The organism is Sunxiuqinia dokdonensis (assembly GCF_001270965.1).
Lineage (GTDB): Bacteria > Bacteroidota > Bacteroidia > Bacteroidales > Prolixibacteraceae > Sunxiuqinia > Sunxiuqinia dokdonensis.
The window spans coordinates 1-12,090 of record NZ_LGIA01000150.1; the positions used below are offsets into that span (position 1 = coordinate 1).

General features: G+C 44.8%; 10 protein-coding genes. 2 read left to right on the plus strand and 8 right to left on the minus strand.

All coding sequences use genetic code 11. The features are described from left to right. The 5 genes from NC99_RS10155 to ruvX form a co-directional block, all read right to left on the minus strand. A partial coding sequence (locus NC99_RS10155; protein ID WP_316930795.1) for a potassium transporter TrkG occupies positions 1-577 on the minus strand: 577 nt, incomplete at its 3' end. Between the two features lie 11 nt (positions 578-588). Beyond that, complete coding sequence (gene trkA, locus NC99_RS10160) at positions 589-1,923, minus strand: Trk system potassium transporter TrkA (protein WP_053183264.1); 1,335 nt, start codon at positions 1,921-1,923, stop codon at positions 589-591. 128 nt (positions 1,924-2,051) lie between these two features. Then, entirely contained in the window at positions 2,052-3,986 is a 1,935-nt protein-coding gene (locus tag NC99_RS10165) for a ComEC/Rec2 family competence protein (protein ID WP_157624761.1), read from the minus strand. Positions 3,987-4,140: 154 nt separating this feature from the next. After that, on the minus strand, positions 4,141-4,713 hold the full coding sequence (def, locus tag NC99_RS10170) for a peptide deformylase (RefSeq protein WP_053183268.1): 573 nt from the start codon (positions 4,711-4,713) through the stop codon (positions 4,141-4,143). After that, positions 4,710-5,132: a Holliday junction resolvase RuvX gene (ruvX, locus tag NC99_RS10175; RefSeq protein WP_053183270.1), complete on the minus strand. Its 423-nt coding sequence runs from the start codon at positions 5,130-5,132 to the stop codon at positions 4,710-4,712. Before ruvX ends, def begins: the two co-directional genes overlap by 4 nt. A 204-nt stretch (positions 5,133-5,336) precedes the next feature. Between ruvX and NC99_RS10180 the strand changes: the two genes are divergently transcribed. Beyond that, positions 5,337-6,023 carry a hypothetical protein gene (locus NC99_RS10180; RefSeq protein WP_053183272.1) on the plus strand — a complete coding sequence of 229 codons (687 nt, stop codon included), beginning with the start codon at positions 5,337-5,339 and terminating at the stop codon, positions 6,021-6,023. Positions 6,024-6,102: 79 nt separating this feature from the next. Here the strand turns inward: NC99_RS10180 and NC99_RS10185 are convergent, their stop codons facing one another. Together NC99_RS10185 and NC99_RS10190 are read right to left on the minus strand one after the other, a co-directional pair. Next, the gene (locus NC99_RS10185; protein ID WP_053183274.1) at positions 6,103-6,654 is read right to left on the minus strand and encodes an isochorismatase family protein; all 552 of its coding nucleotides are present in this window, start codon (positions 6,652-6,654) and stop codon (positions 6,103-6,105) included. Positions 6,655-6,672: 18 nt separating this feature from the next. After that, positions 6,673-8,094, minus strand: a complete 1,422-nt coding sequence (locus NC99_RS10190; protein WP_053183276.1) for a nicotinate phosphoribosyltransferase — start codon at positions 8,092-8,094, stop codon at positions 6,673-6,675. 340 nt (positions 8,095-8,434) lie between these two features. Between NC99_RS10190 and NC99_RS10195 the strand changes: the two genes are divergently transcribed. Next, positions 8,435-8,863, plus strand: a complete 429-nt coding sequence (locus NC99_RS10195) for an OsmC family protein (protein ID WP_053183279.1) — start codon at positions 8,435-8,437, stop codon at positions 8,861-8,863. A gap of 125 nt (positions 8,864-8,988) precedes the next feature. Here the strand turns inward: NC99_RS10195 and ppdK are convergent, their stop codons facing one another. Next, positions 8,989-11,700: a pyruvate, phosphate dikinase gene (ppdK, locus tag NC99_RS10200; protein WP_053183282.1), complete on the minus strand. Its 2,712-nt coding sequence runs from the start codon at positions 11,698-11,700 to the stop codon at positions 8,989-8,991. Positions 11,701-12,090: the final 390 nt, after the last annotated feature.

Consider the following 12,090-nt stretch of genomic DNA (forward strand, 5'->3'; position numbering starts at 1 on the left):
TGGTGAATCCGAAATAGATGATCCATAGGCTTTTTGCGGTTTGACTGATTCTCGGGCTGATCTTGTCGGGTGTCGGTCCCGGAACTTCGGCTGCAAAAAGCTGCATGCCCCCAATACCAAAGATTGGTAAAATGGCCAGCGACAACACAATGATTCCCATACCTCCCAGCCATTGGGTCATGCTACGCCAAAACAGGATGCCGTTTGGAAGTGATTCAATATCATTTAAAATAGACGAGCCCGTGGTTGTAAAACCAGACATGGTTTCGAAAAAGGCGTTGGTCAGCGATGGGATGGAGTGACTGAGCAGGTAGGGTAAACTTCCGAAGAAGGAAAAAACCACCCAAACCAAGCTGACGATAACAAAACCTTCGTGTTTCCCAATTTTTTTGTCGGCTCCCTTTGTTGCCAGCAAAGTTAAGGAACCAACCCCCAGGCATATGAGTGCCGAATTGAGCAGTGCCATGAGTCCGGCATCCTGATAAATGGCTGATACGCCCATAGCAATCAGCATGGAGACACCTTCGACAACCAACAAAAAACCCAGAACTCGAAAGATTATTTTGAAGTTGAGCATGGCCTGCAAGATTACTTAAAGTATTTATCCAGTTTTTTGATGGCCGAAGGTAGCGCAAAAACAACCACTTTGTCGTTTGCCTGAATATGTGTTTCTCCCTTGGCGACGAAGCCTTTCGCATTGCGGATAAATCCACCGATTTTAGCATCCTCAGGAAATTCAAGATCCTTAATGGGACATTCCGTGATTCGGGAACCTTCTTTGGCAATAAACTCAAAAACTTCAGCGTCAGAAGCTGTCAGACATTTGGCCTGAGCGACTTTGGCGCCCAACGTATATTTGTAGATGTAGCTGGCAGCAATCAGCTTTTTATTGACCAGGCTGCCAATATCCATGTTTTCTGCAATTCCCATGAAATCGATATTTTCCACTTCGGCAACCGTCCGTTTTACACCCAGGCTTTTGGCCAGGTGACAGGAGAGTATGTTGGTTTCTGAATTTCCGGTAACGGCGATGAAGGCATCCATCCGTTCGATGCGTTCTTCTTTCAGCAGTTCCAGGTTTCGACCATCGCCCTGAATCACCAGAATGTTTTCAAACCGGTCGGCCACTTGCTGGCTGCGAAGCTTATCGCTCTCAATCACTTTAATGTTGTAGCTGTCGCCAAGGCGTTCAACCGTTTTCTGGGCAATTCGGCTACCTCCGAGAATCATGACATTACGAACGGCGAAAATTTCCTTCCCCGCCAGTTCAAACACCCGGTTCTGATTGGCGCGCGTGGTAATGAAAAAGACAATGTCGCCATCGTGTATACAGTCTTTCCCATTGGGGATTATGGTTTCGCTTTCGCGATTGATAGCTACTGCCCGGATATCGGAATTGATGTATGTTAATTCTTCGAGCGATTTATTGAGAATGGGTGCATTTTCGCGGATTTTTACCCCCATCAGGGTTAGTTTGCCTTGCGAAAATTCGATCATTTGCCGGGTTCCCACTTGTTTGATTGACGATGCAATCTCCTTGGCGGCGAGGCTTTCCGGATAAATCAATTCATCAACGCCCAGGTTGCGAAGCTTTTCCTTGTATTTGTCGGTTAAATATTCGCTATTGTTTATTCGGGCAACGGTTCGCTGCACGCCCATATCTTTGGCTTGCACACAAGCAAAAATATTTCGCTCTTCATAGGGTGTTACAGCAATGAACAAATCGGCTTTGGATAGTCCGGTTTCCTTTAAATCGCGAAACGAATTGGCCATGCCAGTCACCGTCAGCAAATCAACCTGACTGGATATATGATACAGTTTGTCGGCATCTTCGTCCATCAGAACAATGTCGTGGTTCTCCTTGCTCAGCATCTTGGCAAGGTGTGTTCCAACTTCGCCGGCACCTACAATAACAACCTTCATAATTCGTCACTCCTTTTTCAAAAATTCAGCCCGGTAAAGTAAAGTATAAAAACAACAACTTCCATGTATTTGTAGTTGTTTTTCGGCTGTTTAGCCTCGGGCTTATCGTTGTGTTCCCGGATATCTGATTATAAATCAGCAATAATTGTTTGTTGCGGCCGCAGGTTTGCGAGGTTTAAAATTGTGCCTTTTCTCATCACTGAATCAATCTTTGTTTCGGAAGCCGGATCGAAGCCTTCTGGTTGACTTTTATCGCTTTCGATCATTTCATTGTGCTGGGTTTTAGGATGATTCTTAGTTTCGTTGTATTGAAAAGTTTGATCTAAGAACAGGATGAATTGCTTGTCGATAATTAAGTCGTTGCTGGCAAATTGCTTGCATGAGTCCAGGTAGATGATGGTTGGCGAATCGAGTTTCAACTCGCGCACAGCATGGTTGATTGAAGCGGGAAGGGCTTGGTTCACTTCCGGACAGATGAGGTAGTTTTTCCTGCCATTGATGAGGTGGATGCTTTGTTCCCGGGCATAAATAATGTACTTTTTTTGGTTTAGCAAACTCAATTTTTGCGAGAGCCCAAACAATAAAAATCCGAGTAGAAGGACGCTTGTTCCAAACAGGAGTCCTTTGTTTTTGAATTTGATGAAGAAAATAAAAGTGGCCCCCATCGATATCAAAAGGAATAATTCTACGGATGTAAGACTGATGTTTTCGACTAGCGAGTAGGGGAGTAGAGCTATTTTTTGTAGCAGAAAAGTGGTTGAAAAAGTAACACCAGCCAGGAGTTTGGCAATTGGGACAGCCAACCAACCCACAGGAGACAAAATGAGCAGCAGGAAGGTGCCGGCCAGAATGAGGTAAGCGGCTGGAAACACCAGGAAGTTGCTGAGCCAAAAGTAGGTTGGAAATTGATTGAAATAAAAAATAGTGAGCGCAAATGTTCCTATTTGGGCGGCCACCGACACACAAAATAGTTGCCACATTTTATCGAGAAGTTTGTTTTTCGGTTGAATCCATTTTTTTAGTCGTGGAAAGAAAAAGACAATGCTGATGACGGCAGCGTAGGAAAGTTGAAAGCCCACTTCGGTGAGCAGCCGCGGATTGATGAGCAAAAGAAAGAAAGCCGATGCAGCGATTGAATTGTAAATGGCTGCCGGACGCTTTAAGCTATTTCCAAACAAAATGAAGCTAAACATGAGCGTTGCCCGTTGCACAGACGGTGAAAATCCGGTTAGCAGCGCGTAGAACCACAACAAGCTGCCAATGGTAAGGAAAAAGCCAATCCGCCCCGCTGACGACCGTTTCAGAAAGCCCAAAAGGATTGTCAGAAATAAGTAAATCATGCCAACATGCAAACCCGAAACGGCCAGCACATGCATGGCTCCTGTTGATGCAAAGTATGAACGTGTTTCCGGCGATAGTTCTTTCCGGTAGCCCAAAGTCAGGGCTGATATCACTTGCAGCGATTCTTCATTTTTGATGTGTTGGCGCAGCACCCGAATCAACGCAGCCCGGAATCGTTCGGCCCGAAACCAAATTGAAAGATGATTTTGGGTTGAAATGAAATGGTAGTTGCGGCTGGCCAGGTAGATGCTGAAATAAACCTGGCGGTTGGCCATGAACCGCTGGTAGTCGAAGGCAAACGGATCGCCTTGGGTTTGGATGCGCTGCAAGTTGCTGACTGCTGCAAGCTGATCGCCGGGCTGCCACGTGGCAATTGAGTCTGACTTTTCGAAATAAGCCAGTATTTTTTGATTGTGAAACGATGCAGAGTCGGCCCAATTGATGTGAATAAGTGCCTGGTACGAATTTGGTTTTTCAGTAGGGTATTCCAAAAGGGTAGCAACAAAGCGTTGTTGGCTGTCTTCCCCTTCAATTTTTTGTCTCGGTACGGAAAGACAGGCCACTAATACAAAACCAAGGCACAAAAAAACAGAGAGATAGAGGTCGAATGGGTAGCTTTTGGTTTTAAGTTTGATAGCCACAAGTACGCCGAAAGCCAGGAGTAGAATGAGAAACACCAGTCCGGCCCAAGGCAAAAAGTTCCCGGCCAATATTCCAATCAACCAGAAAGACAAAATTTTTGTAAAGGGGTTATTCGCGAAAAATGCCACTATCAGTAATTTTTCTGACAGTTTACGAATAGCGTGCTTTTGAGTTTGCGATTTTCGATTCTATTTCATGAACGATACAAAATAGGGGGGTAAAACCCCGCGAAACTCAGACGAGCTTACTTTTCCCGGGTAGAACAATACGGTACGAAGTGTTCACTTTTCCTTTTGAAATGGCATTCAACTTGCTTTTTAAAATTCGTTTTCGCAGCGGGCTGAGGTAATCAATCAGCAGGACGCCGTCCAGGTGATCGTACTCATGCTGGATGACACGGGCTGCAAAACCGCCATATTCTTCAATGTGTTCTTCCAGGTTTTCGTCGAGGTATTTTATTTTCACATGTTCCGGGCGGCTAATGTCCTCGCGGATTTCCGGTAAACTCAGACACCCTTCGTTCATCACCCAATGATCGCCTGTGCGTTCCAGAATTTCGGGATTGATAAACGCCTTCTTAAACCCATCAAGTTCGGGTTCATCTTCATCAGCTGCTGAACTGGCGTCAACAACAAAAATTCGTAGCGATTTTCCAATTTGAGGTGCGGCCAATCCAACACCTTCTGAATGGTACATGGTTTCAAACATGTTGTCAATCAGTTCTTTTAAACCTTCAAAGTCATTGTCGATCGGCTGAGCCACTTTCCGTAAAAGTGGGTCGCCGTATACGGTTACAGGGTAAATCATGGTCTATATTTTTGTTGTTCCATATAGGACTGCAGGATAATTGTTGCGCTCACTGCATCAACCGTTCCTTTGTCTTGTCTGTCTTTTTTTTTCAGGCCCGCGTCAATCATGGTTTGAAAAGCCATTTTTGAGGTAAACCTTTCGTCAACTTGTTCAATGGGCATATCCGGATAGAGCTTTTGAAACCGCCTCAAAAACGGATTGATATACAAAACGGCTTCGGAGGCTTCATTGTTCATTTGGAGTGGATACCCAATGATCACTTTTTCCACCACTTCTTTTTGAAAATAGGCTTTCAAAAAATCAAAGATGTCGTGACTGCGCACGGTCGTTAATTTGGTGGCAATAATTTGAAGGGGGTCCGTAACTGCCAGTCCAACCCGCTTTTTTCCATAATCTATGGCCAATATTCGCCCCATCACGCTAAATTTTTGTGCAAAATTAGTAATCTATTGTCATTAAAAAAGTAGATTTTCAAAAATGTTCCTTTCATGTTTGATGTGTAAGTTGTTGTTAGCTAGGTTCGTGTGTGTTTGGCATGCGCTTTGTTTAGGAGCAAACAACTGATTACCGGTAAATACAGGCACCAGCACATTCAATGTTAAACTTTAAAACTGGAAGCCATGAAAACAAGAAAAATGAGACTGATTGCATTGATGATTACACTTGCAGCAGTGATGACGGGAGTGCATGCGGAAGCACAACGCAGGGAAACAGGTACACAGCGAAATACCTTAAAAAAAGAAGTTCGGCAGGCCAAAAAAACCAAGCGCTTCAACGACAATGCCTATCAGCAAGTTGACCGGAACAAGCAGCTTAAAAGCAGTAGCCGCGAGTACCGCAGTTCAAACAGCGCTTCTGGTTTAAATCGTAATCGCGGACAGGTTCGTTCGGATCGTGATTATCAACCCAAGGGAAAAGCGCATTGGAGCAAATCGGCTAAATCAAGCAAATACAGCAAGAAGCAGTGGAACAGCTATTACAAGCATAACAGGAAATACGCCTATCATCATCCCCAATATGGACATGTTTACAAGCGATTTCATATCAACCCGGTAAGAATTCACCACCATGCGCACGGCGACTATTATTTCTACGGAGGTCACTATTATCGCCATCATCATGGGATTGGCTATGTTCGAATTGAGATTCCCCGGCACATGGTTTTCAGTCATTTGCCATTTCAATGCGAACTCGTTAGGGTGGGGCCACAGGTATATTATCGCTATGGCGACATGTATTTTGAGCGTTACGCCCACGGATATCGTTTAGCTCCGACGGTCAGCATTCAGTTTTCGGCTCATTTCTAAGCTTTAAATAATCAATCAATTTGGGAGTCCTTCGTCTTTGGCGGAGGACTTTTTTTAGGTGCAGGTATGCGGATGGAAATTACGCGTTTTTCCTAATTTCTTCAGAATAGACAATAGAAGCTCCCGCTGACTGCATTTCCTGCCAGGCTTTTTCTTCGTCGCCTGCTTTAGCCTTCACAGCTTCCACTGCATCGCGAAAAACGTACGTTTTGTAATTGGCATCTAATGCGTCCAATACGGTGTTTTTCACACAGTACTCGGTGGTTAGCCCGCAAATATAAAGTTCGTCCACTTTATTTTCCGCCAGATAGTTGTTGAGTTGCAAATTGGTCGCTTCGAAGGCCGAGTAGCCGTCATCGCTGTTTCGTGTTCCCTTCAATACCACAGTATTAATTTTCGATTGCTCCAGCCCTGCCGGGAATGCGGCTCCTTCGGAGTTGGCCAGGCAATGCAAAGGCCATTTTTCGAAATGAATGGAGTCTTCCGGGTGCCAGTCTTTGGAAGCAATCACCAGTTCAAACCGATCCAGGAGTTTGTTGACAACCGGAATGATTTGTTTTCCATCTGGTGCCGGAAGTGCACCGCCAGGTAAAAAGTCGTTTTGAAGATCAACGATTAGTAGTGCTTTCATAGTCTCGTGTCTTTTTATTTAGAAGGAATCTTTTTTCAGGTATTGCTTAGCCAAATCATTTCGTGTTTCCAACAATTCCTTGCTGATTCCTACCTTATAAACATGCGGGTTTAAAAATCGTTTATGTTCTTCGGGGAGTTGCTGAAGTCGTGATTTGGTAAAAGCTGCAATATCCCCTGGCGCTTGCTCTTTCTCGATGCAATTTCCGTCTCGCATCACCTGATGAATCAGGTTTTCTTTGTGGCAGCTGGTTACGTTTTTACGTTTTCCTGCTTCGGTTGGGTGAAAAATTTCGTTGTACCCAGTTTCATGACCCAACGAAATTCCATCAGCACAAAACCGATTCTCTCCGTCCACGAACCGATCGATTGTTTTGATTCCGGGCAAGGTCATTTTACTCAGGTTTTCGGATACTTTGATGGAGGGTTTGCCATCATAAAACGAGAGTTTATAAACACCGTCCAGTGCCGCGTCATCTTGGCCCGTGGCAATCGAGGTTCCAACGCCAAACACATCAATCGGTGCACCTTCCGACCGCAAACTCTGGATGATGGTTTCATCGAGCTGGTTCGAAGCCACAATTTTTACTTCCTGAAAACCAGCTTCGTCCAGCATGGCGCGGGCTTTTTTACTGAGGTAGGTGAGGTCGCCACTGTCAAGCCGGATGCCAACCAGTTGATGCCCTTTTTCCCGAAGTTCGCGGGCAATGGTTATGGCATTGGGAACTCCGCTTTTCAAGGTGTTGTAGGTGTCAACCAGCAAGGTGCACGAATCGGGGAAATGGTTGGCGTAGGCGCGAAATGCTTCCAGCTCATCGCTAAAACTCTGAATCCAGGAGTGGGCCATGGTTCCGCTGCTTTCAAGGCCAAAGTGACGAGCGCTAAAAACATTCGATGTTTTATCGAAACCTCCAATGATTGCGGCTCGGCTGGCATTGATTCCGCCCAGTCCTTGCGCCCTTCTCAAACCGAATTCCAGCAGGACTTCGTTGCCTGCAGCCTGACGAATGCGACAGGCTTTGGTTGCAATCAGCGACTCGAAATTCAGCATGTTTAGCACCAAAGTTTCCACAAGCTGGGTTTCCAATATGCTTCCTTCAACCCGCAAGGCTGGCTCGTTCGGAAAAATTAGTTCACCTTCTTTCACCGAATGAATGTTTCCCCGGAAGGAAAAGCTTTGCAAATACTCGACAAATCGGCTGTCGAAACCGACCGATTCTAAATAGTTGCAGTCATTTTTTGTATAGCTGAAATTTTCGATCATCTGAAGGACCGATGATAAACCGGCAAAAACGACAAAGCTACCTCCAAACGGGGCTTTTCGAAAGAAATAGTCGAAGCAGGCTTTTTTTTCGTGGCGCCCGCTTAAAAAATAGCCTTGGGCCATGGTCAATTCATAATGGTCGGTATAAAGTCCGGTGTTATTCACAAAAGGAAGCATACGCTATCGATTAGGTTTCTGTATGAGTGCAAGCAAGCCGTGTGCAAATTACAGCTAAATTTGCCTACAGCCAATGTTATCGCTTATAATTTTTGATTTTTGAGAAAATGCAGGGCGATCGCTTTTCGTGATCAAGTGTGGATGTTTTGCCTGGGCTGGGGCAACTTTTCAACCCTATTTGAACAGAAACTTTTTCAGCTTGTTCTTCTTAAAGTCGAACCTAAAAGGGGTATCTTAAGCACCCGGAAGGTTTGGTGCTGCCGGCTTCTATTTTTTTTCTAGTCCGGCATTTGTATTGTAATAATTAGATCGAGTATAAATCAATAAATTTTTATTAACGATGAAGATAAACAAAGCAAAAGCTTTTTGGCAAGGAAATTTGAAAGATGGAAATGGTCGGATGCAATTCGTCAACAGCGACACAGAATTTCCATTTAGTTTTAAATCCAGATTTGAAGATGGCGTAGGTGCGAATCCTGAAATGTTGATTGGGTCGGCTCATGCTGGCTGTTTTTCAATGGCTTTTTCAAATATTTTGGATGGTGAAGGCTATGAGCCTAAAGCAGTCAATACAGTGGCCCACATTAAATTGGATCAGGTTGACGGTGGTTTTAAAATCACGGAAAGTCACTTGGAAGTAGAAGCCGATGTGCCTGGGATTGATGAAGATTCGTTTCAGAAGTTGGCTGTGAAAGCCAAAGAAGGATGTCCGGTTTCGCAGGCGCTTGGAGCCATCAAAATTACGATGGATGCCAAACTAAAAAAATAAGTAGCTTCGGAAGCAGATCGCTTGTTCTGTTTCCTGTGCTTTTAATAGCAGACCTTTTTAACAAAAGAAGCCGTTTCAGGATTTCCTGAAACGGCTTTTATGTGTGTTGTCAGTCAATGAATTGACTATTTGCTGTGCTTGATATTGGCCAAAGCGGCAGCCACCCGTGCAATTGGCACGCGGTAAGGCGAACAACTCACGTAGTCTAAGTTTACACCGTCGCAGAATTCAACAGAGCTTGGTTCTCCACCATGCTCACCACAAATTCCAACTTTCAGTTTTTCTTTTACTGAACGGCCTTTTTCAACACCCATTTGCACCAATATGCCAACACCATTTTGGTCAAGTACCTGGAATGGATCTTGTTTCAGAATACCTTTCTCCAAATAATCTGGCAGGAATTTTCCAGCATCATCGCGAGAATATCCCAAGGTCATTTGGGTCAGGTCATTGGTTCCGAATGAGAAGAAGTCAGCTTCTGCCGCAATGTGGTCAGCGGTCAACGCTGCACGCGGAATTTCGATCATGGTACCGACCAGGTAATCAATGCGGTCGCCTTTTTCTTCAAATACCTTTTCGGCGGTTGAGCGGATGATGTCGGCCTGGTTTTTAAACTCGGCAACCGTTCCCACCAGCGGAACCATAATTTCAGGTCGGGCGTCCACGCCTTTTGCTTTCAGGTTCAGTGCAGCTTCAATGATGGCACGGGCCTGCATAGCAGTAATTTCAGGATAAGTAATTCCCAGACGGCATCCACGGTGTCCGAGCATCGGGTTGAATTCTTCCAAATCCGAAATTTTTGATTTGACGGCATCCAGAGAGATTCCCATTTCTTCGGCCAGTTCTTTCTGAGTGGCTTGCTGGTGAGGAACAAATTCGTGCAATGGCGGATCAAGTAGACGAACTGTTACGCCATAACCTTCCATGGCCTCGAAGATCCCTTCGAAATCTTCACGCTGGTAGGGCAGTAACTTGGCCAGTGCTTTTTCGCGTCCTTCTACAGTTGAGGAAAGAATCATTTCGCGCATGGCTTTAATTCTTGCTCCTTCAAAGAACATGTGCTCAGTGCGGCAAAGACCAATCCCTTGCGCTCCGAAATCGCGGGCTACTTTTGCATCGTTTGGAGTGTCGGCATTGGTACGTACGGTCATCCGGGCAAATTTGTCCGAAAGGTTCATGACTTTACCAAAATCGCCGCCCAAATCAGGGTTCATGGTTTTTACTTTACCATCGAAAACTTGTCCGGTGGTTCCGTTCAATGAAATCCAGTCACCTTCCTGGTAGTCTTTGCCGTCGATGGTCATCACGCGGGTTTTGTAGTTGATCTTAACCGCGCCAGCTCCTGATACACAGCACTTACCCATTCCGCGGGCAACAACAGCAGCGTGTGAAGTCATACCACCACGGGCAGTTAAAATACCACGGGCAATGTTCATTCCTTCCAAATCTTCTGGCGAAGTTTCGATCCGCACGAGAATGGAATTCTCATATTTTGAAGCTTCATCGGCAAAAAACACGATTTGTCCGGTGGCAGCTCCCGGTGATGCAGGAAGACCTTTGGCCAAAATTTTAGCGCTTTCAAGAGCGGTAGTGTCAAATACCGGGTGGAGCAATTCGTCCAGTTTGTTTGGCTCAATACGCATCAAGGCCGTTTTTTCATCAATCATGCCTTGTTCGAGCATATCGACAGCGATTTTTACCATGGCAGCACCGGTCCGTTTTCCACTACGGGTTTGCAACAACCAAAGTTTGCCATCCTGGATGGTAAATTCCAGGTCTTGCATGTCTTTGTAGTGGTTTTCCAGTTTTTCCTGAATCTCCATCAGTTCCTGATACAAACGTGGCATGGTTTCTTCCAGCGAAGGGAATTCTGCTTTCCGAACTTCTTCGCTAACCTCAGCCAATTCTGCCCAACGCTTACTTCCTTCCAAAGTGATTTGTTGTGGTGTACGTGTTCCTGCAACCACGTCTTCCCCTTGGGCATTGATCAGGTATTCGCCGTTGAAAATGTCCTCGCCAGTTGCCGCATCACGGGTGAAAGCGACACCAGTTGCTGATGTTTCTCCCATGTTTCCGTAAACCATGGCCTGAACGTTAACTGCTGTTCCCCATTCAGCCGGGAAGTTATTGAGTTTCCGGTAGTAAATGGCACGCTCGTTCATCCAGCTGTCGAATACGGCTGAAACAGCTCCCCAAAGTTGTTCCCATGGATCATCGGGGAAACTTCTTCCGGTTACTTTTAGCACTGCTTCTTTGAAACGGATAACTAATAATTTGAGGTCTTCTGTGGTGAATTGCGTATCCAGTTCAATGCCTTTTTCTTCTTTCAGGTCTTCCATGATGGCCTCAAACGGATCAATGTCTTCCTTACTTTCGGGTTTCATTCCCAGAACAACGTCGCCGTACATTTGTACAAATCGACGGTAAGAGTCCCAGGCAAATCGTTCGTTACCTGATTTTTTTGCGATTCCTTGAACGGCTAAATCATTTAACCCCAGGTTTAGCACCGTGTCCATCATTCCCGGCATTGAAACGCGGGCTCCGGAGCGAACAGAAACAAGACAAGGGTTGTCTTTGTCTCCAAACTTGGTATTGGTTAAATCTTCAATAAGGGCTACAGCTTCTTCTACCTCTTTTTTGATAGCTGATACTGCTGCATCGTGGCCCTGCTGCGTATAAATCGTACAAACTTCTGTCGTAATTGTGAATCCCGGTGGGACCGGAACTCCAATAAGATTCATTTCTGCCAGGTTAGCTCCTTTTCCTCCAATGAGGTTTTTCATACTGACGTTACCTTCGGCTTTGCCATTACCAAATGTATAAACATACTTTGCCATAAGCGATTTTTGTGGATTAATAAAAATTATAATATTTATTCAAAATTTATTCAATATTTTTCGTCAAGCGAAGTCGACATTTTTTAGTTCAGCAGCTCGCTCATTACGCTGATTTGCAGCTGATTTTGATCAATTTTCCAGATTTGACGACTTATGTCCGAACCGGGTGGTTGCAAATATATTAAAAACAAGAAGAATAAGGATGAGATTGACGTGTAATTAAGCGTTTTTTTCGAATCAAAATCTTAACATTTCTTAACGTTGCTTGAAAGTTCTTAACTATAATTCGCCGTACATTTGTATTGTAAGATTTAGCAAAAAGACAAGTAATTTTTTTCATAGAGATAGGTTTGGTTAAGTTAGAAAAAAGGATGGTCCCAGCCATCCTTT